The 26,960-nt window shown below is 54.8% G+C and carries 30 protein-coding genes; 13 read left to right on the top strand and 17 right to left on the bottom strand.

The window, feature by feature from the left end; translation table 11 throughout:
• The first annotated feature begins 5 nt into the window (after positions 1–5).
• Entirely contained in the window at positions 6–266 is a 261-nt protein-coding gene (locus B7364_RS07495; protein ID WP_085339398.1) for a DUF4170 domain-containing protein, read from the top strand.
• Complete coding sequence (locus B7364_RS07490) at positions 250–2,079, top strand: ABC transporter ATP-binding protein (protein WP_085339397.1); 1,830 nt, start codon at positions 250–252, stop codon at positions 2,077–2,079. The genes B7364_RS07495 and B7364_RS07490 overlap by 17 nt, the downstream gene beginning before the upstream one ends.
• Positions 2,080–2,085: 6 nt before the next feature.
• Here B7364_RS07490 and B7364_RS07485 read toward each other — a convergent pair whose 3' ends face one another.
• Entirely contained in the window at positions 2,086–2,631 is a 546-nt protein-coding gene (locus tag B7364_RS07485) for a PAS domain-containing protein (RefSeq protein ID WP_085339396.1), read from the bottom strand.
• Positions 2,632–2,792: 161 nt separating this feature from the next.
• Here B7364_RS07485 and B7364_RS07480 point away from each other — a divergent pair, with 161 nt between their 5' ends.
• Positions 2,793–3,707 (top strand): hypothetical protein, encoded by a 915-nt coding sequence (locus B7364_RS07480; RefSeq protein WP_157893563.1) that lies wholly within the window; start codon positions 2,793–2,795, stop codon positions 3,705–3,707.
• Positions 3,708–3,795: 88 nt separating this feature from the next.
• Here the strand turns inward: B7364_RS07480 and B7364_RS07475 are convergent, their stop codons facing one another.
• Entirely contained in the window at positions 3,796–4,185 is a 390-nt protein-coding gene (locus B7364_RS07475) for an MAPEG family protein (RefSeq protein WP_085339394.1), read from the bottom strand.
• A gap of 175 nt (positions 4,186–4,360) precedes the next feature.
• Here B7364_RS07475 and B7364_RS17865 point away from each other — a divergent pair, with 175 nt between their 5' ends.
• From B7364_RS17865 to B7364_RS07465, 3 genes are all read left to right on the top strand, one after another.
• A complete protein-coding gene (locus tag B7364_RS17865) occupies positions 4,361–4,525 on the top strand; it encodes a hypothetical protein (protein WP_157893562.1) in 165 nt (54 codons plus the stop codon).
• A 53-nt stretch (positions 4,526–4,578) separates the two neighbouring features.
• A complete protein-coding gene (locus tag B7364_RS07470; protein ID WP_085339393.1) occupies positions 4,579–5,055 on the top strand; it encodes a YaiI/YqxD family protein in 477 nt (158 codons plus the stop codon).
• Between the two features lie 111 nt (positions 5,056–5,166).
• Entirely contained in the window at positions 5,167–5,406 is a 240-nt protein-coding gene (locus B7364_RS07465) for a hypothetical protein (protein WP_085339392.1), read from the top strand.
• Between the two features lie 15 nt (positions 5,407–5,421).
• Here B7364_RS07465 and B7364_RS07460 read toward each other — a convergent pair whose 3' ends face one another.
• Positions 5,422–6,963 carry a UbiD family decarboxylase gene (locus B7364_RS07460; RefSeq protein ID WP_085339391.1) on the bottom strand — a complete coding sequence of 514 codons (1,542 nt, stop codon included), beginning with the start codon at positions 6,961–6,963 and terminating at the stop codon, positions 5,422–5,424.
• Between the two features lie 160 nt (positions 6,964–7,123).
• Between B7364_RS07460 and B7364_RS07455 the strand changes: the two genes are divergently transcribed.
• Together B7364_RS07455 and B7364_RS07450 are read left to right on the top strand one after the other, a co-directional pair.
• Complete coding sequence (locus tag B7364_RS07455; protein ID WP_085339390.1) at positions 7,124–7,702, top strand: DUF2239 family protein; 579 nt, start codon at positions 7,124–7,126, stop codon at positions 7,700–7,702.
• Positions 7,703–7,707: 5 nt separating this feature from the next.
• Positions 7,708–8,214 (top strand): AAA family ATPase, encoded by a 507-nt coding sequence (locus tag B7364_RS07450; protein ID WP_085339389.1) that lies wholly within the window; start codon positions 7,708–7,710, stop codon positions 8,212–8,214.
• On the opposite strand, the gene B7364_RS07445 is transcribed toward B7364_RS07450, so the two are convergent.
• The 4 genes from B7364_RS07445 to B7364_RS07430 all read right to left on the bottom strand — a co-directional run bounded on the left by B7364_RS07445 (position 8,215) and on the right by B7364_RS07430 (position 10,515).
• The gene (locus B7364_RS07445) at positions 8,215–8,523 is read right to left on the bottom strand and encodes a GNAT family N-acetyltransferase (protein ID WP_085339388.1); all 309 of its coding nucleotides are present in this window, start codon (positions 8,521–8,523) and stop codon (positions 8,215–8,217) included. It lies immediately after the preceding gene.
• A 5-nt stretch (positions 8,524–8,528) separates the two neighbouring features.
• A complete protein-coding gene (locus tag B7364_RS07440) occupies positions 8,529–8,909 on the bottom strand; it encodes a DUF2237 family protein (protein WP_085339387.1) in 381 nt (126 codons plus the stop codon).
• Entirely contained in the window at positions 8,909–9,775 is an 867-nt protein-coding gene (locus B7364_RS07435; protein ID WP_157893561.1) for an alpha/beta hydrolase, read from the bottom strand. Before B7364_RS07435 ends, B7364_RS07440 begins: the two co-directional genes overlap by 1 nt.
• 92 nt (positions 9,776–9,867) lie before the next feature.
• Positions 9,868–10,515: a class I SAM-dependent methyltransferase gene (locus B7364_RS07430; protein ID WP_085339469.1), complete on the bottom strand. Its 648-nt coding sequence runs from the start codon at positions 10,513–10,515 to the stop codon at positions 9,868–9,870.
• Positions 10,516–10,728: 213 nt separating this feature from the next.
• Between B7364_RS07430 and B7364_RS07425 the strand changes: the two genes are divergently transcribed.
• Positions 10,729–11,148 (top strand): PEGA domain-containing protein, encoded by a 420-nt coding sequence (locus B7364_RS07425; protein ID WP_085339385.1) that lies wholly within the window; start codon positions 10,729–10,731, stop codon positions 11,146–11,148.
• A 210-nt stretch (positions 11,149–11,358) separates the two neighbouring features.
• Complete coding sequence (locus tag B7364_RS07420; protein ID WP_085339384.1) at positions 11,359–11,553, top strand: hypothetical protein; 195 nt, start codon at positions 11,359–11,361, stop codon at positions 11,551–11,553.
• A 1-nt stretch (position 11,554) separates the two neighbouring features.
• On the opposite strand, the gene B7364_RS07415 is transcribed toward B7364_RS07420, so the two are convergent.
• The 10 genes from B7364_RS07415 to prmC all read right to left on the bottom strand — a co-directional run bounded on the left by B7364_RS07415 (position 11,555) and on the right by prmC (position 22,184).
• Entirely contained in the window at positions 11,555–12,484 is a 930-nt protein-coding gene (locus B7364_RS07415) for a fatty acid desaturase family protein (protein WP_085339383.1), read from the bottom strand.
• 3 nt (positions 12,485–12,487) lie between these two features.
• Positions 12,488–13,048: an NnrU family protein gene (locus B7364_RS07410; protein WP_085339382.1), complete on the bottom strand. Its 561-nt coding sequence runs from the start codon at positions 13,046–13,048 to the stop codon at positions 12,488–12,490.
• Positions 13,045–13,725: a CpcT/CpeT family chromophore lyase gene (locus B7364_RS07405; RefSeq protein ID WP_085339381.1), complete on the bottom strand. Its 681-nt coding sequence runs from the start codon at positions 13,723–13,725 to the stop codon at positions 13,045–13,047. The genes B7364_RS07410 and B7364_RS07405 overlap by 4 nt, the downstream gene beginning before the upstream one ends.
• Positions 13,718–14,332, bottom strand: a complete 615-nt coding sequence (locus B7364_RS07400) for a DNA-3-methyladenine glycosylase family protein (protein ID WP_085339380.1) — start codon at positions 14,330–14,332, stop codon at positions 13,718–13,720. Before B7364_RS07400 ends, B7364_RS07405 begins: the two co-directional genes overlap by 8 nt.
• The gene (ubiA, locus tag B7364_RS07395; protein WP_085339379.1) at positions 14,329–15,285 is read right to left on the bottom strand and encodes a 4-hydroxybenzoate octaprenyltransferase; all 957 of its coding nucleotides are present in this window, start codon (positions 15,283–15,285) and stop codon (positions 14,329–14,331) included. Before ubiA ends, B7364_RS07400 begins: the two co-directional genes overlap by 4 nt.
• Before the next feature lie 72 nt (positions 15,286–15,357).
• Positions 15,358–15,924: a copper chaperone PCu(A)C gene (locus B7364_RS07390; protein ID WP_085339378.1), complete on the bottom strand. Its 567-nt coding sequence runs from the start codon at positions 15,922–15,924 to the stop codon at positions 15,358–15,360.
• A complete protein-coding gene (locus B7364_RS07385) occupies positions 15,924–16,673 on the bottom strand; it encodes a hypothetical protein (protein ID WP_085339377.1) in 750 nt (249 codons plus the stop codon). The genes B7364_RS07390 and B7364_RS07385 overlap by 1 nt, the downstream gene beginning before the upstream one ends.
• Before the next feature lie 129 nt (positions 16,674–16,802).
• Entirely contained in the window at positions 16,803–17,663 is an 861-nt protein-coding gene (locus B7364_RS07380; protein ID WP_106407582.1) for a DUF4167 domain-containing protein, read from the bottom strand.
• A 534-nt stretch (positions 17,664–18,197) separates the two neighbouring features.
• Positions 18,198–21,176, bottom strand: coding sequence for a TonB-dependent receptor domain-containing protein (locus tag B7364_RS07375; RefSeq protein WP_085339376.1), 2,979 nt, complete (start codon positions 21,174–21,176; stop codon positions 18,198–18,200).
• 147 nt (positions 21,177–21,323) lie between these two features.
• Positions 21,324–22,184, bottom strand: a complete 861-nt coding sequence (prmC, locus tag B7364_RS07370; protein ID WP_085339375.1) for a peptide chain release factor N(5)-glutamine methyltransferase — start codon at positions 22,182–22,184, stop codon at positions 21,324–21,326.
• 179 nt (positions 22,185–22,363) lie between these two features.
• On the opposite strand from prmC, the gene B7364_RS07365 reads away from it, so the two are divergent.
• From B7364_RS07365 to groL, 3 genes are all read left to right on the top strand, one after another.
• On the top strand, positions 22,364–24,538 hold the full coding sequence (locus tag B7364_RS07365; protein ID WP_085339374.1) for a prolyl oligopeptidase family serine peptidase: 2,175 nt from the start codon (positions 22,364–22,366) through the stop codon (positions 24,536–24,538).
• A gap of 184 nt (positions 24,539–24,722) precedes the next feature.
• Entirely contained in the window at positions 24,723–25,013 is a 291-nt protein-coding gene (groES, locus tag B7364_RS07360) for a co-chaperone GroES (protein WP_085339373.1), read from the top strand.
• Between the two features lie 36 nt (positions 25,014–25,049).
• The gene (gene groL, locus B7364_RS07355) at positions 25,050–26,696 is read left to right on the top strand and encodes a chaperonin GroEL (protein ID WP_085339372.1); all 1,647 of its coding nucleotides are present in this window, start codon (positions 25,050–25,052) and stop codon (positions 26,694–26,696) included.
• Positions 26,697–26,960 lie beyond the last annotated feature (264 nt).

Below are 26,960 nucleotides of genomic sequence, written 5' to 3'. Positions count from 1 at the left end.
AACGAATGGAACGTAAAGCCACCCCAAAGAGACAATTGCTTCACCTCGTGATTGGTGGAGAAGTTCAGGACTTAGAGGATGTTGAGTTTCGCGATCTCAAGGCGATGGATTTTGTTGGCGCTTTTCCTAATTACGCCGAAGCACGCGACGCGTGGAAAAGCGCGTCTCAGCGCACGGTGGACAATGCCCATATGCGCTATTTCGTGATCCATGCCCACCGTTTGATCGATCCAAACGGGCCAACGCCGGATGAAGACGATCACTAAGGCTCCTGCCAAACAATCGGGGTCGAGCACCGATTTGATCAAACGGTTTTGGTCTGGCTGGCTAATTCCGCATGCAGGCGCGTTGTTTTTGGCGACCCTTTTGATGGCGGTTGTCGCCGCAGCTTCGGCTTCATATCCTTGGCTCTTTGGCCAAGTCATTGATGCTCTGGCCAAGCTCAGCGCTGGCCAAGACGCCCGTCCAGAGGTTACCCCTGCCTGGATGGCACCAACTGCGATGGCCGTGGCTGGCCCTTTAGCCATTATAGCGGCCACCATGATCAAGGGGGTCGCTCTATATGCCTCTACCGTCTTGACCAATCGGGTTGCTTTGGCGGCCACGACGAAGCTGCAGCAAGATCTATTCGCCAAGCTTTTGACCTTGGATTTCGCCCGCCTAAGCGCTGAACCCTCAGGCGCATTTTCTGCCCGCTTTCTGAATGACATTAATGCCGTACGCGAGGCCGTCCTGCGTGCAGCAAACAGCTTTGTGCGCGATATTCTGACCTTGATTGGCGTGATTGGCGTCATGATCTTGGGCGACTGGCAATTGGCACTGGTATGCCTTGTGATCCTCCCCTTGGCGATTGGTCCAGTTTCTATGATTGGTGCAAGGTTGCGCAAGACTGCAGCGCGTGCCCAGCATCAGGCGGCTGATTTGGCAGGGGTGGTTGAAGAGAGTTTAGGCGGTATTCGTTTGGTCAAGACCTACGGCTTGGAACAGGCCGAGAGCAGCCGTGTTGGGTCTGCTTTGTCGACACGTATGTCGCTCCTCCTCAAAATGGCCGAACAAAAGGGCAGGGTCGATCCCATCCTTGAAGTCTTGGGCGGGCTAGCCATTGCAGGTGTCTTTGCCTTTGCGGGCTTTCGCATTACCCAAGGGGCGGCGAGCGTGGGCACATTGACCGCCTTCATCGCCTCGCTTTTGTTAGCGGCTCAATCGATCCGCAGTTTGGGTGGCTTAAACAGCGTCTTGCAAGAGGGGCTCTCGGCTTTGGAGCGCTTCTTTTCTGTTTTGGATGAGACCCCCAGCATCGCCGATCGCCCGGCCGCGAAAGGACTGACGCGTGGGCCCGGTCGGATCGAGTTTCAAAATGTCGGCTTTAACTGGCCCAATGGCACAATTGGGCTGGATGGGGTTAGCTTTACAGCCGAACCCGGCCAAACATTAGCGCTGGTAGGACCGTCAGGCTCAGGTAAGTCGACGATCCTCAATCTCATACCCCGCCTGTTTGATCCTACCACCGGGCGGGTGTTGATCGATGGGCAGGATATTGGCCAAGTTACCTTGGCCAGTTTGCGCCAGCACATTGCCCTTGTCAGTCAAGATGCCACATTATTTGATGCCTCGATTGCCGAAAATGTCGCGATGGGTTTGCCCGCGGCAGACGAGGCCGCTATTCGCTCTGCCCTATCGGCGGCGGCTTGTGATTTTGTAGACCGATTGGCAGATGGGATGGCAACCCAGGTGGGACCTCGCGGTTCGCGCCTGTCAGGTGGCGAGCGTCAGCGTCTGTCCTTGGCCCGCGCCATTGTGCGCGATAGTCCCATTTTGCTGCTGGATGAGCCAACAAGTGCGCTGGATTCCGACTCAGAAGCCCGTGTTCAAGAAGCGCTTGATCGCTTCGCTGCCAATCGAACCACGATTGTTGTCGCACATCGTTTATCGACAATCCGTCGTGCCAATCTGATTTTGGTGCTCAATCAAGGCCAAATTGTTGAAGCCGGGACCCACGATCAATTGATTGCGCGTGGTGGCCTTTATGCGGAGCTGGCAACCCTACAGTTTCAAACTGCCTCGCAACCAGAAGTCTAAGCTCGGCTAGTCGCGGCTAACCACGAGGCGTAGGCCTTGGCGTACCGGCATTTCTGGTGTTGGTGGCAAGAGGGCGGTCAATGAGAAGCGTAGAACGGGCTTAGACACAGAAGGTGACTGCTTGAGGGGCTGAAAAAGGCCCAACACACGATCAGCGCCAGCCTTATCCGTCAAAGGCAAGAATACCCACTCAACTTCTGTTCTTTGACCAAAGGCGGCTCCAAACGCAGCTGCACGGGCCAAAGCTGGCCCAGGACCGGCGATGGCAGATTCTAGAAGAGCGCGGATTAAATTCCGATCCGTACCGTGAAATAGGCTGCTGACGTCATGATCGCGTAAATCTCGGCCTGTCCAAAGCTTTAAATCGGCTCCGACTGTCTTGAATGTGAAAACACCCTCGCTGGCGCGCTGCGCCAAAAAGATACGGCCGATCATGGAAGTGGCGTCTTTTGAAAGCGCGGAGCCTGTTTCAGATTGGTCTGCAAGCCCATTTAGGGCCTGCCAAGAGCTCAAAAAAGCCCGGCTCTCTGGATGAAGTGCGCCGTAATGCATGTCTATTTCCTCGATTTAAGCCGCCTTCTGGCCGCTTTCCGAGGAGTAGCGCAGGACTCATGCCAACCCAGTTCGGTGACTTAGGGAGGCGATACTCTCCACACGGGCGAAATTGGCGCCGGACTTGCTGGATGGGTTTAGAAAATTTGGGGAGTCCCACCATGAGTGTTTCAGTTCGATACATCGCCGCAGCCACACTTCTCGCGGCCTTTATGGCATCATCCGCACAAGCGGGTGGCTGCAATAGCTGTGGCACAGGCGGTAACGGCACAACCAATATCCCAGTTGTTCAAGGCCCTTCCGGCGGCTGCTGCGGTTCTGCCACAGGCCATATCATTGGTGTTCCAAATGTTCATGTGCCCGGCCCGAATGTGAACGTCAGCGTTGGCGGCAGCTATTTCGGCGGCACCAATGTTGTGGTGGGCGGTAATACTTATGTTGGTGGCAGCACCACTGTGATTGGCGGCGGTGGCGGTGGCGGCGGCGTCTATATTGGCGGCGGCGGCGGCGGCTTTTCAGCCCCCATGCCCGTAACTGCTGGCCTGATTGATGGCTTGCAAGTTTCAGGCGGCCAAGCCGCAACGGTGATGGAACAATTCCAAGACACCCGTACCATCACAGAAACAGTCGCCATTCGCGCTGTATGTATGGATGACCGTGACACCCCACATCCTGCGTCGCGCACCAATGGTGATGCAAAGGTCGGTTCTGAGTTTGAAGGCGAAGTCTTCCGCTGTATGGCTGGCACCCGCATGCTGGTCACGCTTGGCAAAGTCGTCAATGGCGAAGCCAATTTCGATGGTGGCCGCACCATTTCATGCCAAAAGGGTCAAGCATTGGCCTATCGGGGCGATAAGGGTGCGGTCGGCGCTGCCACGCTTCAATGCGTTGCACAAAAGGCAGAAGCGGATTGTAACGAGCGCTCGCTGCTGCGTCGTTTTGGTCCAGGCATCAAATATGCAACCATCACCCGCACTGAGACCTTTACCAATACCCGTCAGTCAGCAAGCCAGCAAACTGCAACATTCCGCTCATCGATGTTTGTCGATGGTGGGGTTGGCCAAGGCGTATTCTAAGATAAGCGCGTCTTTTTGGGCGCGTTTGGGGGCTGAAGGGTCGCTGCTTTGGGGCAGCGACCCTTTGTCGTTTGGAGGTGCAGCGTTTCTAAAAGGCTGCCCAAACACAGGCTATGCCGATCCAGACCAAGGCGATGAGCGACAAGAGCATGCCGACCATACGCCCAAATGAAGCGCCCTCGACCCGGCTTAAGCCATAAGCATGCAAAACCCGTCCGACCGTTAAGCTTAATCCACCGACATGGATCGCCCAAACGGGTGCACTGGCGATCGCCATGGCACTAAGACCGACTAACGCAATGGGGGCAACTTCGGTTGCATTCGCATGGGCGCGAATAGCTCGAATCAAACCGGGATGCCCGCCGTCACCTAGGCTTATCTTTTCGCGGCGGCGATAGCGGATCACCTGCCAGATCAATGCCAAAATGATCAGTACATTCAGTCCTGTGTATAGGGCGACCGCGGCAGAAGCTGACATAATAGATCCTCTCAAAAAGCCAAACCTGGATGTTCATCAGGCAGATAACATTAAATCGTCATCGAAACAGCCTTTAAGAATGAATGAAAAGGCGCATCATAAACGTGAGGTGTAAGTTTATCGGATTTCAGCACTCGGGTGGTAGCCTGAGCAAAAATGGTGGGGAGGCACGCAGATGCCAGTTATCATTGCAAGTCTCATTTTGGTTTCCTTGGGTAGTTTGGCTCTTTTCCTTGGGCTCAAATTGGCGCGCGTCATGCGTGAGCAGTTTGAAGAACTCATGCCCCAGCGCATGGTAGATTATTCGGGCTTTGTCGACGTCCCGCGCGGGCGCGACTAATTCCTCTTCGGTCTTGGTCTGGTGCTGAGACAGGCTTTCAGCCATAAAGCGGCATGACTCGCCTATTTGTCGACGCCGATGCCTGCCCTGTGAAAGATGAGGTCTACAAAGTCGCGCTCCGTTACGGCTTAAAGACTTTTGTTGTTGCCAATAGCTTCATTCAAATTCCAACCCATCCGCTGATCGAAAGGCTGATCGTTAATACAGGCCCAGATGCATCTGATGATTGGATCGCTGAGCGGTGCCAGACTGGCGATATTGTGATTACCCAAGACATTCCTTTGGCGGACCGGGCTCTAAAGACCGGCGCGCAGGCGATTGGCAACCAAGGCAAGCCCTTTACGCGCGATTCCATTGGCTCAGCCTTAGCCGGTCGGGAAATCGGCGAACATCTTCGCGCCATGGGAGTTGCAACATCAGGACCAAGGCCCTTCGCCGCCAGCGACCGCTCCCGCTTTCTGCAAGAATTAGATGCTGCGGTCCATCGCGCAAGACGCGCGCTTGCTTTGCAGGCTGCCAAGCGTCGTTAAGAAAAGAGAAACCATAAATTGGACCTGAAATCAGACAATTTTTCCTTTTGTAACCCATGATTTGTGTGTGGCGTACTTGCCTTTGAAACCAGTCTCAAACGGGAAGTCGCTATGGAAATTGTCAATGGCTATGTATGTCGCGATTGTACGGACGTATCTTTCGCCAAGAAAAACATAGATCCTGCCCACCCTAGGGGCGGTACGCAACCAATTGAGGCGGCGAAAAACGCTGATAAATATGCTGATGCTGTTCAGTTTGGCGGCGCGCTCACCGAGCTGAATTTACGTCGCTTAGACACTTCTCAAGCAGGCCTTGTAGCCGATAAGCTTCGTCTTGATTTGCGTGTATGAGCGGACCACGCCGGCCTATTTCCAGATTGGCCTGCCGCCTCCTGGTAGACCCAAGCGGCCCCATTTCTGTGTCACAGCATCAATGACCTTCTTGTCCATCCGGATTTCTTCGCCCCACTCGCGGTGGGTTTCAGGATGTATTTTGTTCGTCGCATCGAGACCGATTTTGGAACCAAGACCGCTCTCTGGGCTCGCAAAGTCCAGGTAGTCGATAGGCGTGCGGTCAACGAGTGTGATATCGCGTGCCGGATCCATTCGGGTTGAGACGGCCCACATCACATCCTTCCAGTCGCGCGCATTAATGTCGTCATCGACCACAATGATCCATTTGGTGTACATGAATTGGCGCAAGAAGGACCAAGCACCCATCATCACCCGCTTGGCATGGCCCGGATAGGCCTTTTTCATCGAGATCACGGCGATGCGGTAGGAGCAGCCCTCAGGTGGCAACCAAAAGTCTGTGATTTCAGGAAATTGCTGTTGCAGGAGGGGAATGAACACCTCGTTCAAGGCCTCGCCCAAGACAGAAGGCTCGTCAGGCGGACGACCTGTAAAGGTCGATAAATAGATCGGATCCTTGCGCATCGTGATGCACGAGACTTGGAAGATCGGGAATTTCTCAACTGAATTATAATAACCTGTATGGTCGCCATAGGGGCCTTCATCGGCGAATTCATCCAAGAGCACATGGCCTTCGATGATGATTTCAGCTTCAGCCGGCACTTCAATCGGAATGGTCTTGCAAGGTACGAGGTCGAGCTTACGGCCGCGCATCAGGCCCGCGAACTGATATTCGCTCAAAGTGTCAGGGACGGGAGTGACCGCAGCGAGAATCGTGCCTGGGTCTGCCCCAATGACGACGGCGGCTGGCAAAGGTTCGGGTTTAGTATCTTTCCAGCGCTTATAATGTTGTGCGCCACCACGATGGGCGAGCCAGCGCATAATGGCGCGATCCTTACCCAATTGCTGCATACGATAAATGCCGAGGTTATAATTATCTTGCCGCTTGTCGCTTGGGCCCTTGGTGACGATGAGGGGCCAAGTGATCAAAGGTGCGGGTTCACCTGGCCAGCAACTCTGGATTGGCAGCCGCGACAAATCGATGTCTGCCCCTTCCCAAACGACTTCTTGGCAAGGTGCTTTCGCAAAAACGCCGCCTGAGATTGTGTTTGGCCGCATTTGCATGACGGTCTTTGCAAGCGGCAGCAGATCAAAGGCTTCTTTCAAGCCACGGGGTGGCTCTGGCTGGCGCAAGAAAGCCAAAAGCTCTCCCACTTCGCGCAGGTCTTGCGCGGTGCGGCGGTCTTTACCGTCCATGGTGACGCCCATAGCAACCCGCTCAACCGTGCCAAACAAATTGGTGAGCACTGGCATGCTCGATTTCGACCCATCGGCCATTAAAGCATGCTCATACAGGGTTGCTGGCCCTCCGGTGGCGAGGAGGCGCGTCTGAATTTCTGTCATCTCCAAGACAGTCGAGATCGGCTCGCGCACGCGCACCAGTTTTTGCTCGCTCTCCAACCGCGCCATGAACTCGCGCATGCTTTTATAGGCCATGTGTCCTCCGTCTAACCTCATGTAGTCCGAGGCTGGGGCCAGGTCATCCCTATTTTCAGTCACGTGACAGTGCACACGATGTGACTGCTGTTTAATTTTATCCGGATGATATTGACCTAGAATATTTTATCCGGGTAATAATGACTCACAGGAGCCAATTATGACCTATCAAGAGGATTTACCCGCTATTGCCTTTGCAGGCCCGCAGCTATTGGCCTTTGGTGCGCTGCGGGAGGTGGCGGCGAGCGTCAAACGCAAGCTGGATCAGGACCCAACTCTTTCCGTCTTGGTGTTTCATCGCGACACCAGCCAGCCGATTGAACTCGATTTGCGCGGCAGCCTCGCTGATGTCGTCGCGCGTCTACAACCGGCTGAATTTGCTTCAGTGCGTAAGGTCGGGCGACCCAAATTGGGCGTTGCTGCGCGCGAAGTAACACTTTTGCCGCGTCATTGGGACTGGTTGGCCCGTCAGCCAGGCGGGGCGAGTGTGACGTTGCGAAAATTGGTTGAGGCTGCTCGTCGCGAGACAGAAGGGGCGAATGCGCTGGACGAAGGACGCGAGGCGCTCTATCGATTTATGGCCGCCGTGGCGGGGAATGAACCAGATTATGATGAAGTGTCGCGGGCTTTATTTGCCGGTCAAAAGGCACGCTTTTTATCCTTGATTGGGCGCTGGCCACAGGATGTACAAGCCCATCTTCACCACCTGAGCCTTAAAGCATTTCTAAATGAGGAGTAGGCGTTGTGGCAGAGGCATCATTTCATTTGATCTGCGGTTCGACTGGGGCAGGCAAGTCGACCTACGCGCAAGCCTTAGCGCGTGATCTTGCTGGCCTCCACTTTGCTATTGACCAGTGGATGGTAACTTTGTTTTGGCAGGATAGCCCACAGCCCATTGAGTTTGATTGGACGATGGCGCGCATTGATCGATGTGAGGCCATGATTTTTGAAACAGCAAAACAGGCTGTCTCGATTGGCGTTCCGGTGGTCTTGGATTTAGGGTTTACCAAAGCTGCGCATCGGCAAAAATTTGCCGATCTCGCCAAGCAAGCGCATGCCCCCGTGATCCTGCATGTTCTGGACGTGCCAGTTGAAACCCGTTGGGCGCGAGTCCAAACCCGCAATGCCACGAAGGGTGAAACCTATGCGATGGAGGTTGATCGTTCCATGTTCGACTTTGTCGAGACGATGTGGGAACTGCCCGATGCAGCTGAAATGGCGGCGCTAAATGGTCGGTTTGTGGGAGCCTGACTAAGTGGCCACCCATTCTTGCCATTCTGGGTGGCGATCAATCCAACGTGCGACGTAAGAACAGTGCGGCAGGATGCGGACCTGATCTTTTCTCGCCCGGTTAAGGGCTGCCTCCGTCAGGATGGCCGCCAAACCGTGCCCAGTGAGTGTAGGAGGCACAAAGGTGTGGTCCAATACGCGTATGCCATCAGGCCGGTGATACCAGGTGATTTCGCACAGGTGAGCGCCAGCAGCCATGTCGCCGACAAAGGTAAGCCGGCCCCGGCCTGAACCCAAATCTTCAAACACTGGCTCGGTAATCTGGGGCATAAGCTTTAGGCCTCCGCCGCATAGGATTTGAGGGTTTCAAGCGGCACAACAACCAAAGCCTCTTCATGTGTGGCTTCCAGTATGATTGGGGGTGCACAGCCCGCATCCAGTGCATCTTTCCACCGGGTCAGGCAGACGCACCAGTGATCGCCGGGTTTAAGGCCCGCAAACCTATATTCCGGGCGCGGTGTTATGAGATCATTTCCCACGCGCAATTGATGGGCCAAAAAGGCCTTGGTCACGACGGCACAGACAACATGGGTGCCATGGTCTAAGCCTTCGGTCTCACAACAGCCATTCCTGAACCAACCAGTCAGCGGGTTCATCGAGCAGAATTCAAGTGGTCCACCCAAGACATTGCGGGCAGAAGGATCAAAGCGCCGCATTAGCTTTTGACCTGACTGGCGCAGCCGGGATAGCCGGCCGCCTTTTGGGCTTGGATGAAATTCACAGTGTCGGCTAAGGTTGGGGCGCTGCGCCGTACCACTGGCGAAATTGCACCGAGAATATAGAGGTGCTCGACCCCAGGATAGAGCTTCACATAAGCCAGATTTTTATGCTCGGCCAAGGCAGCCGCCAATTGCTCACTGCGCTTTGGGTCCACTGTTTTGTCTTTGGTGCCGTGGAGCAGCAACATAGGCGGGGCTTTAGTGGCGGCATAGGTGATCGGCTTGGTACTGGGCAGAATTTCGGCTGGGAAAATGCGTTTAAAGACCGGATCGACAGGGGTGAAGTCGTAAGGCCCAGCGATGCCAATAACACCCTTGGCAGCTTCACAAATCGTCGTTGCCTCGGCTGCGAGAAACCGTGGATCCAGCGCAATCATCGCGGCAATATGGGCACCAGCGGAGTAGCCAGCAATGAACACGGGCCGCCCCTTCGCAATCGACTTTTGCGTAAAGGCAAGGGCCTTGGCACCATCTTCGACAAAGGCCGGGAAAATCACTTCTGGATGCAAGCGATAATTGACGACGACGGTTTGGATGCCGCGCGCCGCAAATACAGAACCCAAGAATTTATAGTCATCCTTGGAGCCATATTGCCAAGACCCGCCATGATAGAACACCAGAACGGGCGTGTCGGCTTGCATGACCTTTGGCGAATAGATATCCAACATATGGCGCGGCAATGGGCCATAGCGGATATCGTGCTGAACGGGCCCTGGCGTTTGTGCCACGAGGTTGAGCACCTGTGGCCCAGAGCAGGCGCTTAGGCTGCAAAGCGCCAGAATGGCAGCAAACCAATGTCTCATGTCAGGTCCTTCTTTGTGGTTTCGCGCTTTAGATGTTTCGACCATCACATAGGCCGAATTTGGACCTCTTCAATCGAACAATCGGGCGTTAGTCAAGCAAGGCCCCATACGCGAGTCACTTTGATATCTTGGTCTTCCAATTCGCGTGACACTTCGATTTGGTAGCAGGCGAGCTCTTGGAGCTTATCCTTCGGCAAATAGGTTCGACCAGGATCGCCGATCAGGACAAGAACCCCTCTTTCCTGGCACTTCTGAAGCCAAGCAAATAATGGCTCGGCGATCTCGCGCTCATAAAAGAGGTCGCCGACCAGCAACACGTCTGCCTGTAGCTCTTGGCCAATTATATTGCCTTGATGAGTTGCAAGTTCGACGCCGTTACTGGCTGCATTGAGGGTGATGGCAGCAATGGCGAAAGGATCAATATCAACCGCGACCACTTGGCCTGCACCCGCCAATTTCGCCGCAATGCCGACTAGACCAGAGCCAGATGCCAAATCATAGACTGACTTGCCAGCAACGATCGCTGAATTGTCAAGAAGATAGCGGGCTAACGCCTGCCCACCCGCCCAAGCAAAGGCCCAAAATGGCAAAGGCAGGCCTTGTTGATCCAATTCATCGGCGGTCAATTGCCAAAGAGCGACGGCTTTATCGGCCAAATGTAGGGTGATTTCCGGGCAATGTGGTGGCTGTAGTTTCCGCGTATTGTCGACAATAAAAGACTTATAGCTATCAAATTTCATGACCATTTATCTTTTTGTTTAAGCTGCGACCACCGAAAATCTTTACTGGGGATAACAATCTACACCTGCCGTGATTGACAAGGGTGATCCGGTGTTTAGCTTCAGCCTCATATCGTAAGTTGTGTTGGATAAGCAAAACTAAATGGGATTGGGGCTTGCGATAAATATTCAAACCAGATTTTTCCTGTTTTGCTTGATTTTTTGGGGGAAAGTATGAAGTTTAAATTGGGTGCTGCTGTTGCCATTTCCGCAATGGCGCTGTCTGGCTGCGCGACAATAACGCGTGGTACGAACGCTACATTCACCATTGAAACCATGCCGTCTGGCGCAACGGTTGCGACCACCAATGGCTATGGCTGTTTGGCGACACCCTGTACATTCAAAATGCCGCGCAAATCTGAGTTTATGGTTACGGTCACAAAGCCTGGTTATAAGACCTATACGGGTTCGGTGGTTACAAAAGTTGCCGGTGCTGGCGGGGCGGCAATGGCGGGCAATGTTCTGGTCGGCGGCCTGATTGGGGCAGGTGTGGACGCCAGTTCCGGGGCCATGCTGGATTTGGTACCTAATCCCATGAAAGTAACCTTGGAGCCAGAAGGCGCGCCAGCGCCCGCGAACCAGCCCAACAGCTAATTCTATTGAAAAAAGCGCGGATTAAGGCCTGTTTCAAGCTCAGAAATGGGCCTTTTTCTTTGTATTCATCCCTGAAAAATTCAAGTTGATACTTGACAATTATAGGTCTTCTCCTTAGCAATTTTGATGGCTTAAAGTTGTTTCGTTCGAACATGGCGGCGAGACATAGGCGATTTTGGAGTTTGCTGGGTCGAAATCTGGGGGGAAGTTATGAAGCTCAATTGCGTTGCCCTAGCCGCTTTATCGCTTTTGGCCGTTTCTGGCTGCGCTACCAGCACTGTATCTTCGGCGGATATGGCCGACCAAGCAGCAATTGACCGCCAGATGCCCAGTACTGCCCAGTCGCCTTACGGTGCCATGCCAGCTTTGGAAGCCAACCCAATGCCTGACTTGTTGGAGCCCTAGGTCAAGGGGCCAGCTTTGCCGTTGCAAGCTCCAAAATCTGACGATAGCCGTGCTTAATCTCCATCTTTTCGGTCAAGCCTTTCTGTTTCAAAAGGCTATGTGTGGCTTCCAGCCGATAGCAGGGGATGTACATCCATAGATGATGCTCGGCATGAAAATGGACCCAATAGGGCGCAATTAGCAAACGCTCGATGGGATTGGCATAAGTGGTGCGGGCCAGCCGCCACGGGTCGCTTGGGTCTGGTGTGGCACAGGCATGCTCGCCAATATTGCGTAAGCGGGTGACAGCTGGATACCAGCTTGCTTGGCCAATTAACCAGATGGCGAAGAATGCAAGGGTTTGGCCAGCAGCGGCAAAAATGACAAAGATAGCGGCCTGTGCGCCCAAGAATGTTAAGGCTGTTGAGCGGGCTTCTGGGCTTGCTTGCCCCGGCGAACGCAGAATTCCCCAGAGAGGTTTGAGGGTTTGTTTGAAAAAGGTTTGCCCGGTTAAGTCCCGGATTAGTTTACGCTGATAGCTCTTCTTGCTGATCGGGAAATGGGCAGCAAGGCCCAGGTCAGGATCGTCACTTTGTTGGGTATTGCGGTGGTGCGATAGGTGATACGATCGGTAGCGATACAGCGATGCACCAACTGGTGCACCACACAAAAAATGACCCACAAAGTCGTTGAGTTTTTGATTGGTGCTGAGGCCTCCGTGGGCCGCCTCATGCATCAGGATGGCCAGCCCCAATTGGCGCGCGCCGACTACCATCACCGCGATCAGCCAAGTCACGGGGTTTGGAGCCCAAGCAAATAGCGCAACAGCCAACCCAATCACCACCCACGCATGGGCCACCAAGCCGAGGCCGATCCAGTCATTGCGCTGTCTCAGTTTGGCCCATTCTTCCGGCGTAAAGATGGTTTTGGGATCAATTGTTGGGGCTGGCATGGCTTAGCCGAATACGCTGACGCCGATCAGCACTTTGTGCAGACCCGCACTAAAGGCCACCCAGATTGCCGTACCGCCCCCGATGGCAATCCAGTCGCCCGTCCCCATCGGCAAGCGCACGCGATCGGCCTTGCCAAGGCGGATACGGGCAAATAGGGCCCAAGCAAAGAAACTCCCAAATAGTAGCATGGAGCCCAAATCCCCATTGGCCAAGAGGTGGGACAAAGCCCAGATTTTGACTGCGGCGAGCATGGGGTGCACGACGGCGGCCTTAATCTTGCCGGGCGAGTAGGCCGAAACCAAGAGGATCATAACTGGCAGCATGAGGAGGAGGGTGATGTGGCTGAGGAAAGTCGGCGGCGTCCAGACCGGGATCATACCCGCCGCGCGATACTGGCCATAACCATAAATCAACAGCACAAAGCCCGCCAAGCTAATCAGGGAAAACACGCCGCGATACGGCTGGGCACCCAATTTGGTGGCCATTTGATCACGCGGTCCGCGAAAACGCACAAAGGCATGCGCGCCCAAGAAGATGATGAGTCCTAAGATCAGCAGGGTCATGAGGCAGGTCCTTTTTTGATGAATTGATAGGCGGGGCCACCGGGCACTTTAAACGCATAGGCACCCGATTCCAGCAGGCCGTGTTCTTGATAGCTAAAGCGCTCACCATCCAAGGTCAGCACGGCAGACAGAGTCATTTTCCGGCCCGAGCGCGCCGTGATCGAGCAGGCAGCCGGGATAGATGCCGTCCAGCCTGTCGCTGTTTTGATGACCGGCAAGCTGCAGGCGGGGCCATAAGCGGTCAAATCGTCTAAGGTTATATGTTGGAAAGCAGCCGTGCCGGGCTGTGCGTTTGCAAAGGCTTCTGGGGTTTTGAAGGCGTAAAAGTCCATCACCATTCCGCCGCCCTCTTGTGGGCGAAACACCCATAAACGCTGACGACTAATGGGACTGGTTGCACCGCCACTGCGCCAGACAAGATAGATCGCCTGATCTTTCGGCCCGGCAATCTTAGGAGCCTTTACGCCAAAGAAATGCGCGCTTTGAGCATCCACCCAGGGATAGGGGTTTCCGGCTGCTGGTGGGCGCAAGAGTTCGGCAGGTGCGGCTTTAATTTGGGCTTGATTATCCCAAAATCCGATGAGGGTTTCGGCCGGTGTGCGGGGTTGCAGGCCGCCCACCGTCGCGCATGCACTGAGGCAGAGGCAGAAGGTGGCGATGAGCCAGCCCTTATGCATCGGGTGTCACCGTATCGACGGCGCGCCAACAATACCAGGCCGCTTGGGTGCGGTAGGGGCGCAAATGGTCTGCCATCGTTTTAAACGGCTTTGGCTTAGGCATTTCAGATAGACCATAAGCCATCATCCAACCCTTGCGCACGCCCAAATCGTCGACGGGCCATACATCGGGTCGGCCCAGCGTGAACATCAAATACATTTCCACCGTCCACTGACCGACGCCGCGAACGGCTGTTAGTCGGGTGATGATCTCTTCGTCGGGCAAATGATCGATTTCGGCGCTGTCAGGCACAATGCCGTCCAGTCGCTTTTGAGAAAGATCGCGTAAGGCGGCAAGCTTCTGTCGCGATAGGCCACAGGCGCGCAAAGCCTCGTCTGAATGGTTGAGGAAATGGGTAGGATCTGGTGCCGCTTCTGGATCGCCACACAGGGTCAGCACGCGGCCTAGAATCGTTCCAGCCGCCTTGCCGGACAATTGCTGATACACAATGGCGCGAAACAGGCTTTGATAGGCGCTCTGGCTCTCGCGCGTTGGAATGGGGCATGGGCCATGGGTGGCAATTAAGCGCGCCATGACCGGGTCTAAGGCTGCTAACGCTTCGCTCATCCCAATTCTCCTGCGGATACTAGCCAGCCGACAAGCGCCTGCACCATCAAACCGACCACCAAGATCAAGCCTGCGGTCTTGTTGGATTTAAACAGAGCTAACGGCTCTTTGGCTAGCCCATCCGCCGGCATTTGCCTGACCTGTCCGAGAAGATGCAGACCAAATGCCAACACACCACAAAGGCCGACGATCAGACTGGCCAGAGGTTGATCGGCCAAGAGACAGGCTCCTGCTGCCAAAAGGGTTGTCGCCAGATAAAAACCACCAACCCAGCGCTTGGCGTGATCGCCAAACAATCGCGCCGTCGATTTCACCCCTACCAGCGCATCATCTTCGACATCTTGCTGGGCATAAATGGTGTCATAGCCAATGGTCCACGCCACGCAGGCGGCATAAAGGGCAAGGGCGGATGTATCGAGGCTGCCCATGACTGCCACATAACCCACCAGCACGCCCCAATTGAAGGTAAGGCCCAGCCAAACTTGTGGCCACCACGTAATGCGCTTCATGAAGGGATAAGCTGCCACCATCGGTATCGCGCACAGCGCCATAATTTGGGCCGGAGTCGGCAGGGCAAGTAAGACCAAAAGGCCGACCAAACACTGCGCTAACGTCCAGATCAGGGCTTGTTTGGCGCTGATCAAGCCTGCGGGCAGGGGCCTGCCTGCCGTGCGCTCTACTTTGGCGTCTATATCGCGGTCGACAAGGTCGTTAAAGCTACAGCCCGCCCCGCGCATGGCGATAGACCCAATCACCCAGAGAGCCAAGAGGAGAGCGTCCAGTGCCGAAAAGCCAATCCCGGCGCGGCCCAAAAACTGCCCCATAAAGCACGGTAAGGCCAACAGCCAAAACCCAATCGGCCGATCAAGGCGGGATAGACGCAAATAGGGCTGCCACGCGCGGGGCGCGCGTTCCACAAAGGTGCTGGGTTGGGCGTCAAGAGGAATGGTCACGGGGTCAGGTTTAACGAGGTGTTGGCGTCCCGACTAGGCCTTTGCACCGCACCTCCCGCAGGCAGCATGGACTCAAGGCTTCTTGTCACCATGACCCATCGCGCCGTGATCCACAGAGCCGTGATCCATCTTGCTATGGTCCATGATTTGCACCGTGCCAGTCATGGGAACGACATCTCGCACATGAAAGGTGAGGACCATTGGGCTCTGCTCCGCGAACACAAACGTTACTTTGACCTGATCGCCGTTCTTGAGCTCTTTTGTGGGCTCGAAAAGCATGAGATGTTTGCCGCCGGGTGCAAACTTAATTGAACTTTTGGCCGGGAGTTCAAGTGTATCGAGCTTAACCATCTTCTTCATCCCGCCTTCTGTAACGCTGTCGTGCATTTCAACGCGTTTGAATGCGGGTGAAGCCACCGCAATGATCCGATCTGTCTTGTTAAACGAAGTTTCATAGTCGAAATACCCTGCAGTTGGACGCCCTGCGATCGGAGTGCGAATGACAGGCTCAACGAAAGCGATTGTGCCACCTTCTTCGATTTCGACTTTTGCCTTGAAGTCGCAGCCTGAAACCAGAGTTGTGGTCACAACAAAACCTATCACCAAAGCCGAGCGCAAAGGCTGAAATGCAATCTTCATCAACTCACTCCAATCAAACTTTTTGCGAAACTCGGCCACGCCGGATTGGTGATGACATAGGCTGTGAATAGCTGAACGGCTAGCACGAAAGGCACGCCTATGAGGTAAGCAGCATGGATTGCGCGCCGTGTCGCCAAGTCGTAAATCATCGCACCGGCCATCATCAGAAATTGCATAAGATAACGTGTGAACCAGAAGCCAAAGGTCGTATCGTCGCCAAAGACTTCTGAGAGGGGGCGGCCCATAAAGCGACCAAAGCCTGCCCCCAGCAAAACCGTCGTTGCCAATAGCATCAGGCGCTTGTGGGTGGCCGCTGTTTTCCGAAAGGCAATTGCGGCCCCAAAGAAAATCGGAAAGCTGACCATATCCGACAGGGGCACGATCATGAATTCAAGCTGGCGGCTCTCGCCATTCAGATAATGGAACTTGGCCATATAGAACGTCATAAAGGTGCCAATCACCGTCATGGCCGCGCCAAGACCAATGCCAGCCAGCCCCAGCTTCATATGGGTTTTAAGATTCTGGGTGCGGACCAGCCAAATCTGAACCAGAAAAAACGCCATCCAGCCATAAAACAACACGGCGTGCATATGCACCACAAAGGGCGGCCAAGGCTTTGCGCCTGCCAAATAGAGGCCAAGGCCGGGCACAAATCCCAATAACACCGCCGCAAGGCTTAGCACCCAGAAAATCAAGTAAAAATTGCGCTCGGAGCTTGCAGGTACGTGAACAGGATCGAGAGATGACATGGCTAAAATGCCCCAGTTGAAGGGTCATTAATCACAACCGTGTGATTGCTTGTCAACTTGTCGGTAACAAAAAAGACGGCGAAGCAAATGCCTCGCCGCCCTTTAAATTTCGAGAGAAAGCCGCTTGGTTTAGTCGGCTGTCGGTGTTGGAACCGGGGCCGCCAAGAAAGCGGGCAATTCCGCGCCAAAACCTGAATCCTCACCCTTGGCTTCACGCGGTGGGCGTGGGGCGCGGGGGGGACGTGGGCGACGTTCGCGCGCCGGAGCGGTTTCCGAAGCGGCGACGATTTCTTGGGGTTCGCTAAAGCTTGTCGGCTCAGCAAATTCACTCGGTGGCGCGCTCAACGGACGGGCATAGCCTTCTCCTGAACCGTTAAAGCCCTGCTCTCCACCTGTTTCGCCGCGATTGTCTTGTCGTGGTGGGCGCGAATTTTCGCCTTGACCTTCTTCCCCACCGCCATTGGCTTGATAGGGCATCTCATTACCGAAGCGATCGCGACGGCGGCGGCGGCGGCGGCCAAACCGGTCGTCGTCACCTTCCCCGCGGGGTTCGTTGCGACCCTCGCCACGGTTCTGATCAAAGCGGTTTTCGCGGGGTTGACGGTTTTGATTAAACTCTGGCTGAGGCGCGCCCTCGCTGCCGTCAACGCCTTCGCCTTCAGCGCCTTCCATGGCTTCATTGGTATCGTCACCATCGTCAGACTCATCTTCATAGCCTGCGATCATCATTTCGGTGCGCGGCACAAAAGTTGGCTGCATGGCGCGCAAGACGCGGAAATAATGTTCCGCATGTTGCAGATAATTTTCACCTAGGACGCGGTCGCCGGAAGAATTGGCATCGCGGGCGAGCTGTTGGTATTTCTCAAACACCGTCTGCGCCGAACCCCGGACTTTAATGTCGGGTCCGTTCGACTCATAGGCGCGATTTGGATTGTTGTTTTGTGGTTTTTGGCCTGGATTACGTCCCCGACCGCGTTGCCGCTTCATCATGCAAGCCCTATTTGTTTCCTGGCTGTGGTTTGGCCAATTAGTGCCATGAGCAAGCCTGCAAGCCGGCTTCATGGTTTTTGCGTGACTGCTTCCAAAAGACGTCTGACACGCAAAGATTTAAAAAAGAGAGCGTGGTTTTCGTGCAATTGATCCGTGACCTTGCACAACCGGCTCCAAAAACAGCTATCGCTAACACCTAATCCCGAAATGGATTTCAACGTCTCACGGACAGACTGTATTCACACGATCATTTCCTTGATTCCACAAGCCTCAAATTGCATGTCACTGAAATCAAGACCCAGGGCCAAGATCAGAGTGAAAGCGGATGAAAGGTTTGGGCTAGAGTTGATGGTGTGTCGTTTCCATATACAGGCCCCCCTTTGGGCTGCATCACGGACGAATGATCTCTTAGCTTGATTAGCTGGCGTTGAAAAGACCTAATTCTGCTGGTTTCAGTTAAAACGCGTTGGGGCGCCATGCAAACGGCCCGACCAATCTAGGGTCGGGCCGCTGCTAGGTCGGACAGCATAAAGCTTATTTCGGGCCACCAAAAGCTTTCTTCAAGCCGATCTTATAGGTCCGGCCCAAGGGGTTGCCCGTGAATGGATCGTAATTGAGTTCCAAACGCGCAAAGCTTGGATCCTTGTCGAGGATGTTCTCAATGCCGAAGGTGAAGGTCAGATCATTGTCCATCGCCCAGCGATAAGTCAGGTCGAACGACTGCCAAGCTTCAATCGTTTTGCCCGTAGTGATGGAGGCAGGCGTTCCGGCTACTGCGCTGTAGTTCAAGCTCGGGGCAAAGGGTGCCGTACGCTGGTCTACATATTCATCGATGAAGTTCATCGCTAAGCGGAGTGAATGACCTCCAGTCTCATAAAGACCATAGAGCGTGCCTTTATACTGTGGCAGCGGATAGGCGGTGGTTTGAAAGTTAAGTTTCCCAACCGCATCGAGTGGATCGGCAACCTTCACCCCGCCAATGCTCAATGCCGCAACATCATAGCTCATGGTATAGGTGGCATCTAAGCCGAGCTTCAAATCCCCACCCATCACATCGCGGAACGTATAGTCCACACTGACATCAACCCCATCGGTTAAGACGGCTGAGCCATTGATCACCGTGGTGTTCAGGCGTGAAATATTGGCAGAGTTACACACGCCACCGCTGAAAGTGAATTTAGCTTGGATCGCGGCAAAGGTTGGATTGCCGCAATTGCCGAGCCCGGTTGTTGGGAACAAGGCCGAAACCAAGCCTGCGATTGGCTCGTTCACGATTGGATTGTCAAAGTCAAAGCGCCAATAGTCGATGGACGCCTTGAAATTGCCCATGTCCAGCAAGGCACCCAGATTATAGGTGGTTGCGGTTTCTGGTTCCAGGTTTGGATTACCGAAAATATCAACGGCCCGGAACGTCCCCAAAATGCTCTGCAACGTTGTCACAGAAGTTGGCTGGATGTTGGACACCGACGGAGCCCGGAATGTCGTGCTGGTCGAGCCCCGCAAGGCGAGGGCATCGGTTACTTGCCATTTGGCGGAGAGCTTCGGATTGAAGGTTGAGCCGACGGCTCCACCAAAGTCCTCATAGCGTCCTGCGATTTGGGCTTCAAAGTTACTGGTAAAGGGCAGTCGCAGTTCGAAGAAAGCCGCATTGACGTCTGCACTGACATTGGCAGGGAATGAGCCGGACAAGAATACTGTTGGGCCGGTTACGGCCGCGCAGGTGTTGTTGTTGAAGTCTGGCGAGGAGACGCAAGGCTGTTGGGTTAGATCTGAAAACTTGGAGAAATCAGAGCGGAAGCTATTCTTGCGATATTGATAGCCCAAAGCCCAGCCAATAGGTCCATCGCCCAGCTTGAAGCTGGTTTCGCCATTGATGACGGCATCAAACACGACCAAGCTGGAGGTCTGCTTGGTGCGCACTTCTGGATAGAACCAATCCACTAAAGCGGCGTTGGCTGTACCCAAGGCAGCATTATATTGCGGGTTAGCAACGCCTGTGATGGAATTACCGGGAATGGCGGTGCCAAATGGGCTGAACCACTGACATCCATTGGCCCCCGGCGTATTGGCAGCCACGTTACAATTGGGGCCGCCTAAGCCGCGCAGCGCAAGCTGGAAGCGGTTGACCAAGACGTCATAGCCCGTACGGATACCGGTATCATCCATAGCCGCAAGATTAACGTCATAATTGACGGTGTTGGTCAGTTTCCCTTTCAATCCGACAGACACGCGCACAGCTTCAAAGCTGCGCTCCCCTTGCGAGCCACCACGTGGGTCTTCTGGGGTGAATTTCGGATTGCCGCCAAAGCTGAATGGCCGATAGGCCAACATGTTTACGCCAATCGTGCTGGCAGGGAACAGTCCGGGATTCTTGGCCAAAAGGTCAATATAGCCAGGGTTTGTGACGGGCACGAAGAAGCGCCCGGGCAGACCTGAAATCGCAGGTAGGGCTTGTGCGGAGGGTGCTTGCAAGAAGGCGTAGCTCGGCGAGGTCTTCCATTCTGGCGTGTTGGTATTGGAGATCAGAAGTTCTGCATGCAGCGTGTGGTCTTCATTGATGTCTACATCTGCACTTGCAAACAGCTGTGACCGCTCTTCCTTTTCAACAATGTTGTCATAAGGCGTGAAATGGAAGAAGCAGACGGGTGTGGTCGCGCTAAAGCCCGCAAAGCCACCCAAGCCGGTACAATTTGGTTCCCGCGTAATTCCTGAAACCGGTGCACCCGTCGGGCCGATTGCGATGTAAGTGCCAGGGTTGCCTGCTGCCGACCAACCCCCTTCTGGGTTTGAGAGATAGTCTCGATTGGCCCAATCACGTTCGATCAGCGGCAATTCGCTCTTCATCTGAACGCCGAGCGAGACAAAGAGTTTTGCCCGATCTGTTTGATGGCCCCAAGAGGCGGCGAGCGTGTAATTGCCGTCGGAGCCGTCGATGGCCTTATAGTCGCCACCGACTTCAAAGCCTTCAAGATTGGTGCGCGTGATGAAGTTGACCACGCCGGCCACCGCGTCAGACCCGTAGGTCGCGGCTGCACCGTCCTTGAGCACTTCAACCCGGCCAATTGCAGCGGAGGGGATCAAATTGGTGTCGACCACCGTGCCGACCAACCCGAAGGGGTTGTAGGCCATCCGGCGACCATTCAGAAGCACAAGCGTCCGCTCAGGACCAATGCCGCGCAAATTGACCGAGCCTGCCCCTTCATTGCCTTGCGCCCGGGCATCAAACTGGTTGGTGTCGCCTTGGACCCCGCTTGAGACGTTGAGGAGTTTGATCAACTCAACCGTGCTGGGGGTGCCCGCCTTTTCCAGATCAGCCGAGCTGATCACATTCACGGGTAATGAAGCGCTTTCTGAAGTCCCCCGAATGAAGGAACCGGTTACCACAATAACTTCGACTTCTTTCTTCGGAGCTTCCTCTGTCGTGGTGGATTGTGCGAATGCTTGCGTCGCGCCTGTCGTTATCATAACAGCCAACAGGGCACTTGCCCCGCTGAGCAATGCTTTTCTAGCCATATTGTCCTCCCTTGCCTGTGCAGTCCTTTTTTGGGTGGATCCGCTTCAGACAAGGAAAGTGTGCGACTGGAATTTATATCTGTAAAGGCTTTTTTAGCCCCGAATTTGGCCAACTTTGGTCAAGCGACCTCATGCAAGGCTTTCTCGCTAGGCACGGGTTCCAAAAATGACACGATCTATGTCAGATAAGTCCTTGATCACGCGCAAATTAATCAGTCCCGGGACGGTTTCGGCCAGCGCCATCACGGCGTCGGCTTGCCCAATCCCGAACTCAAAGGCAAATACACCAGAGGGTTTGAGAACGTGCGGCAAGGCAGCAAACAAAATCCGATATGGATCCAGTCCATCCTCGCCACCATCAAGCGCTAAACGGGGATCATGCAGACGCACCTCGTCTTGCAGCGAGTCGATCACCTTTGATGGGATGTAAGGGGGATTTGAGACGACAATATCAAATTCTTCGTCCACGCCCTGATGCCAATTACCCAGCCGCAACTCGACCCGCTCCGACAAGCCATGCAAAGCGGCATTTTCAGCTGCTAGGGCTAGGGCCTCTTCAGAGCGGTCAATACCAACCCCAGTCCAGCTTTTACGCTCGGACAAAAGCGCCAACAAAATGGCCCCAGACCCTGTCCCAAGGTCTAGCACCCGGTTGGGCACATCCACCGCATGCGCCTTCAGGACCAAGTCGACAATAACTTCCGTCTCCGGTCGCGGTACAAGGCCGCGACGATCGCTGATGAGGTCGAGCGTCCAAAACCCCTTCTTGCCAACAATATGGGCAGCAGGCTCGCGCTGTTCGCGGCGTTGCACATAGGTCTCAAAGCGCGCCGCTGCTTCAGGGGTCAAAAGTCGGTGCGGGTCGCCAATCAACGTGGCACGATCTGTTTCGGCAGCTGCCAGTAACAAAATCCTTGCATCGATCACAGGCGTGTCGATCTGTGCCGCTTCCAAACGCTTGCGCGCGGCGGTCCATGCTTTGACGAGGGTGAGGGGTGTGTCGGTCATGGCGAGCAGATAGGAAGTTTGAGGTCGGATGTCATCGTAGGCGGAAGGATTGGCTACAGTAGGGTTCGGCAACGCCTGGGCCTAATGTTTCGATTGACGTTTTTGGATTCCAGATAGTAACGTTTTCGTGATTGCAGCAAGGGTGTTTGATAATACACCAATTGTGTGTGGGGGGGATAATGACAACACGACGGAAATTGATGGCAGGTATTGGCGCAAGCGCTGGCATAGGGCTTATCGGTTTCAAGCCGGCTTATGCCGCAATCAGGCCACCTGTCACTCGGGTCGAGCCTGTTGTCATGACCCGTTTTGGCATCACAACGATCGATCCTTATCGCTGGATGGAGAATCCCAAGGATCCCGATTGGGTGCCTTATGCTAAAGCACAAGGGGCCTATGCGCGCCATGTACTCGACCGCTTGCCGGGGCGCGCAGCACTTGAGAAGCGGATCGCAGCTCTGTCCGGGGCGACTGAAGCGGTTCGTGACCTTCAAAGGGCAGGGAATAATCTCTTCCTCACGGTCCGCCCAGCGGGTGCAAGCAGTGCCCGGCTAGAAGTACAGGGTGAGGATGGAACGCGCCGCGTATTGTTCGATCCCAACACGGCCAAAACCGAAAGTGGGGCCCATGTTTCTTTAGATTGGTGGCGGGCCTCCCCAGATGGTACGCATGTTGTCTATGGTTCTTCACCAGCGGGATCGGAAGAATCTGTGGGCCGTGTGATTCGGGTTGCAGATGGGGTTACGCTCAAGGAGGTTTTTGAGCGCGCTTTATTTGGCCCAGCCTATTGGTTGCCCGATTCCTCGGGTTTCTTCATCAATCGCCTCTCTGACCAAACCATGCAGGGCACGCCGGACTATTTTATGAAGTCGGTTTGTTGGTTCCACAAACTTGGTGACGATCCGAAGGATGATCTCAAAGCCGCGACCTTCGGATTGCATCAAATGGTTGACCTGACCGAGGTTGAGTTTCCGATCCTGATGACAGCCGATGATTCCGATTTTGGACTCTTGTTGGGCATTGATGGGGTGCGCCGCGAACTCAGCATTTGGAGTGCGCCGCTAGAGGGGATCACCAAAGGGCTTCCGGTTTGGACAAAAATATGTTCGCAGGCTGATACGATAACGGGCTTTGCTCATTCCGGTTCGACGCTCTATCTCACTTCGGAAAAGGAAAATCCGCTTGGCCGCGTCGTGGCGGTTGACCTTAAAGAGCCGAGCCTGACCAGCGCCCGCGAAGTGGTTCCCGCCAGCCGGAACCCAATTGAGGCTTTAAGTGTTGCATCCGATGGGCTCTATATCCAAATCATGGATGGAGGTCCCCAGCGGCTGCGCCGTCTCAGTAAAGATGGCAGATTACACGATCTCACAATGCCTTTTGAGGCAGGCATTTATGCGGTTTTCAGCAGTGCAACGCGTCCCGGCCTCGATATGGTTCTGTCTGGATGGCTGCAGCATCGCAGCATTTGGAATTATAATCCCGACACCGATCAATTCTCAGACACCGGTTTGTCGCCCAAGCCGAACATTGATCTGACGCCGTTTGAAAGCAAACGTTACCTTGCCAAGGCCAAGGACGGCACGCAGATCCCTTATGTTGTGATGGCAGCTAAGAATGCGACCAAACGCGGCCCCGCGCCCTGTTTGGCTGATGCTTATGGTGCCTATCAAGTTTCCAATACGCCTTTCGTTAATCCTCGATCGCTGGCCATGATGGAATTGGGCGGTATCCTTATGTTCGCCAGTGTGCGCGGCGGTGGAGATTACGGACGGCCGTGGTACGAGGCCGGCAAAAAGGCCACCAAGTCCAATACGTGGAATGATTACATTGCCTGTTGCGAGGATATGATTGCACGCGGCCTGACCAGTCCTGCCAAGCTAACTATTCGAGGCACTTCCGCTGGCGGGGTGGCGGTTGGCCGCGCCATGACAACCCGACCCGATTTATTCGCTGGTGTGATCTGCGATGTGGGGTGCGTGAATCTGTCCCGTTCGGAAGTCGAACAAAATGGACCAGCCAATTTCCCTGAATTTGGCGACCCTCGGGTGGCAGAAGACTATCGCAATCTGGTCGCCATGGACACCTATTTCACTATTCAGGACGATGTGTCCTATCCGGCAGTCATGGTGATTACGGGCATTACCGATCCGCGTGTCGCGCCACACCAAGGCGGTAAACTCGCAGCCCGCCTACAAGCGCTCCCCAAGCAGAAGAAACCTGTGATCATGCGGGTGACCTTTGACGAAGGCCATGGCATCGGCTCGACGCGCGGGCAGATCGACTCCAAAACTGCAGACGAATATGCCTTCGCTTTATGGCGGGCAGGCGTCCCGCGCTTCCAGCCTCGTGCCTAAGGCTGCGACGCAGTTAAGCCTACTGCATTTTTTTCACCCTCGCCCCTGTTGACACGCAGACAGGCCATCCCTACCTGCACGCTGTGTTAGCAGTCGGGCGAGGTGAGTGCTAAAGCACGACGCCTGTCTGATTGGACGACACTGATTTTCTGAAACCTGACAATCCTCAAAGGGAGCAAGTCAAATGGCATTTCGTCCGCTTGGCGATCGCGTGCTGGTAAAGCGCGTTGAAGAAGAAACCAAAACCAAAGGTGGGATCATCATCCCAGACACCGCCAAAGAGAAGCCACAAGAAGGCGAAGTCGTTGCCGTTGGCCCAGGTGCCCGCGACGAAGATGGCGACCGTATCGCAATGGACTTGAAAGTCGGCGACCGCATCTTGTTCGGCAAATGGTCTGGCACGGAAGTGAAGATCGACGGCGATGACCTTCTGATCATGAAGGAAAGCGACGTCATGGGCGTCCTCGAATCCTAATCTTCCCCTTTTCCTAAAACTTGAAAGGCACCAATCATGGCTGCAAAAATCGTATTGTTTGGTTCTGACGCACGCGACCGCATGCTTCAGGGCGTTGATATCTTGGCAAATGCCGTAAAAGTCACCTTGGGTCCTAAGGGCCGCAATGTGGTGATCGAAAAATCCTTCGGCGCACCACGCACCACCAAGGACGGCGTTTCGGTCGCCAAGGAAATCGAACTGGAGGATAAGTTCCAGAACATGGGCGCACAAATGCTGCGCGAAGTGGCTTCCAAGACCAACGACACGGCTGGCGACGGCACCACCACCGCAACCGTTTTGGCTCAAGCCATTGTGCGTGAAGGCATGAAGGCTGTGTCCTCGGGCCGTAACCCCATGGACTTGAAGCGCGGTATCGACAAAGCTGTAACCGAAGTGGTTGCAGGCCTGAAGGCTTCGGCCAAGAAGGTTTCGTCGAACTCTGAAATCGAACAAGTCGGCACCATCTCGGCCAATGGCGAAGCAGAAATCGGTAAGATGATTGCTGAAGCCATGAGCAAGGTCGGCAATGAAGGCGTCATCACGGTGGAAGAAGCCAAGAGCCTCGAATCCGAACTCGACGTCGTTGAAGGCATGCAGTTCGACCGTGGTTATCTGTCGCCTTACTTCATCACCAATGCCGACAAGATGGAAGTCGCGCTGGATGATCCTCTGATCCTGATCCACGAAAAGAAGCTGTCGAGCTTGCAGCCCATGTTGCCAGTCCTCGAAGCTGTGGTTCAATCGGGCCGTCCATTGTTGATCATCGCTGAAGACGTTGAAGGCGAAGCCTTGGCCACTTTGGTGGTTAACAAGCTGCGCGGTGGCCTCAAGGTTGCTGCTGTGAAGGCTCCTGGCTTCGGCGACCGTCGTAAAGCCATGCTGGAAGACATTGCGATCCTGACCGGTGGTCAAGTGATTTCTGAAGACCTCGGCATCAAGTTGGAAACCGTTTCCATCGAGATGTTGGGCCGCGCCAAGAAGGTCACCATCACCAAAGAAAACACCACCATCGTCGATGGCATTGGTGAAAAGGCCGATATCGAAGGCCGCATCGCGCAAATCAAGCGTCAGGTCGAAGAAACCACCTCTGACTATGACCGTGAAAAGTTGCAAGAGCGTCTGGCCAAATTGGCTGGCGGTGTTGCTGTGATCAAGGTTGGCGGTGCGACCGAAGTCGAAGTGAAAGAGCGTAAGGACCGCGTGGATGACGCGCTGAACGCAACCCGCGCTGCGGTGGAAGAAGGCATTGTGGCTGGCGGCGGTTGCGCCCTGTTGCGTGCTTCGAAAGCCATCACGGTGAAGGGCTCTAACGACGACGAAGAAGCTGGCGTCAATATCGTCCGTCGCGCCTTGCAAGCCCCGATCCGTCAGATCGTGGAAAACGCAGGGGTCGAGGGCTCGATCGTTGTCGGTAAGATCCTTGAAAATGCTTCGGTTTCCTTCGGCTTCAACGCCCAGACTGAAGAATATGTCGACATGATCACCGCCGGCATCATCGACCCCGTGAAGGTCGTTCGCACGGCTCTGCAAGACGCAGCTTCGGTTGCTTCCTTGTTGATCACCACCGAAGCCACTATCTCCGAAGCGCCAAAGAAAAACAGCGGCGGCGCACCCGGCGGTATGCCAGGTGGCATGGGCGGCATGGGAGACATGGACTTCTAAGAAGTCCATTCGACATCTTCCAATTTCAACGAGCGCGGTCCGGCAACGGGCCGCGCTTTTTGTTTGTGCTTGGGCGTCTTCACCCCCCGCGACATCATCCACTCTAGCACGAGGTCGAGAGCGAGGACATTGTGGGCCGCGAGGGATGCCATCGCTTCTCGTTCTTTTGTTCTAGAAGGCTTTGGTGCAGGCCCTGCCTGCCCCAAAGGCCAGACGTTATTGTTGGTGGGCGATTTGGTGGACCAAGGGGATCACCAAAGCGCG

Origin of the sequence: Aquidulcibacter paucihalophilus (genome assembly GCF_002105465.1) — a bacterium.
Lineage (GTDB): Bacteria > Pseudomonadota > Alphaproteobacteria > Caulobacterales > Aquidulcibacteraceae > Aquidulcibacter > Aquidulcibacter paucihalophilus.
The sequence above is the reverse complement of the archived record's forward strand: the minus strand, read 5'-3'. Positions and strand labels throughout refer to the sequence as shown.

Bases quoted from the DNA above. Each gene is read 5' to 3' on its own strand.
- B7364_RS07495 (WP_085339398.1), top strand. From the start codon at position 6: ATGGAACGTAAAGCCACCCCAAAGAGACAATTGCTTCACCTCGTGATT.
- B7364_RS07490 (WP_085339397.1), top strand. From the start codon at position 250: ATGAAGACGATCACTAAGGCTCCTGCCAAACAATCGGGGTCGAGCACC.
- B7364_RS07485 (WP_085339396.1), bottom strand. From the start codon at position 2,631: ATGCATTACGGCGCACTTCATCCAGAGAGCCGGGCTTTTTTGAGCTCT.
- B7364_RS07480 (WP_157893563.1), top strand. From the start codon at position 2,793: ATGAGTGTTTCAGTTCGATACATCGCCGCAGCCACACTTCTCGCGGCC.
- B7364_RS07475 (WP_085339394.1), bottom strand. From the start codon at position 4,185: ATGTCAGCTTCTGCCGCGGTCGCCCTATACACAGGACTGAATGTACTG.
- B7364_RS17865 (WP_157893562.1), top strand. From the start codon at position 4,361: ATGCCAGTTATCATTGCAAGTCTCATTTTGGTTTCCTTGGGTAGTTTG.
- B7364_RS07470 (WP_085339393.1), top strand. From the start codon at position 4,579: ATGACTCGCCTATTTGTCGACGCCGATGCCTGCCCTGTGAAAGATGAG.
- B7364_RS07465 (WP_085339392.1), top strand. From the start codon at position 5,167: ATGGAAATTGTCAATGGCTATGTATGTCGCGATTGTACGGACGTATCT.
- B7364_RS07460 (WP_085339391.1), bottom strand. From the start codon at position 6,963: ATGGCCTATAAAAGCATGCGCGAGTTCATGGCGCGGTTGGAGAGCGAG.
- B7364_RS07455 (WP_085339390.1), top strand. From the start codon at position 7,124: ATGACCTATCAAGAGGATTTACCCGCTATTGCCTTTGCAGGCCCGCAG.
- B7364_RS07445 (WP_085339388.1), bottom strand. From the start codon at position 8,523: ATGCCCCAGATTACCGAGCCAGTGTTTGAAGATTTGGGTTCAGGCCGG.
- B7364_RS07440 (WP_085339387.1), bottom strand. From the start codon at position 8,909: ATGCGGCGCTTTGATCCTTCTGCCCGCAATGTCTTGGGTGGACCACTT.
- B7364_RS07435 (WP_157893561.1), bottom strand. From the start codon at position 9,775: ATGAGACATTGGTTTGCTGCCATTCTGGCGCTTTGCAGCCTAAGCGCC.
- B7364_RS07430 (WP_085339469.1), bottom strand. From the start codon at position 10,515: ATGAAATTTGATAGCTATAAGTCTTTTATTGTCGACAATACGCGGAAA.
- B7364_RS07425 (WP_085339385.1), top strand. From the start codon at position 10,729: ATGAAGTTTAAATTGGGTGCTGCTGTTGCCATTTCCGCAATGGCGCTG.
- B7364_RS07420 (WP_085339384.1), top strand. From the start codon at position 11,359: ATGAAGCTCAATTGCGTTGCCCTAGCCGCTTTATCGCTTTTGGCCGTT.
- B7364_RS07415 (WP_085339383.1), bottom strand. From the start codon at position 12,484: ATGCCAGCCCCAACAATTGATCCCAAAACCATCTTTACGCCGGAAGAA.
- B7364_RS07410 (WP_085339382.1), bottom strand. From the start codon at position 13,048: ATGACCCTGCTGATCTTAGGACTCATCATCTTCTTGGGCGCGCATGCC.
- B7364_RS07405 (WP_085339381.1), bottom strand. From the start codon at position 13,725: ATGCATAAGGGCTGGCTCATCGCCACCTTCTGCCTCTGCCTCAGTGCA.
- B7364_RS07400 (WP_085339380.1), bottom strand. From the start codon at position 14,332: ATGAGCGAAGCGTTAGCAGCCTTAGACCCGGTCATGGCGCGCTTAATT.
- B7364_RS07390 (WP_085339378.1), bottom strand. From the start codon at position 15,924: ATGAAGATTGCATTTCAGCCTTTGCGCTCGGCTTTGGTGATAGGTTTT.
- B7364_RS07385 (WP_085339377.1), bottom strand. From the start codon at position 16,673: ATGTCATCTCTCGATCCTGTTCACGTACCTGCAAGCTCCGAGCGCAAT.
- B7364_RS07380 (WP_106407582.1), bottom strand. From the start codon at position 17,663: ATGATGAAGCGGCAACGCGGTCGGGGACGTAATCCAGGCCAAAAACCA.
- B7364_RS07375 (WP_085339376.1), bottom strand. From the start codon at position 21,176: ATGGCTAGAAAAGCATTGCTCAGCGGGGCAAGTGCCCTGTTGGCTGTT.
- prmC (WP_085339375.1), bottom strand. From the start codon at position 22,184: ATGACCGACACACCCCTCACCCTCGTCAAAGCATGGACCGCCGCGCGC.
- B7364_RS07365 (WP_085339374.1), top strand. From the start codon at position 22,364: ATGACAACACGACGGAAATTGATGGCAGGTATTGGCGCAAGCGCTGGC.
- groES (WP_085339373.1), top strand. From the start codon at position 24,723: ATGGCATTTCGTCCGCTTGGCGATCGCGTGCTGGTAAAGCGCGTTGAA.
- groL (WP_085339372.1), top strand. From the start codon at position 25,050: ATGGCTGCAAAAATCGTATTGTTTGGTTCTGACGCACGCGACCGCATG.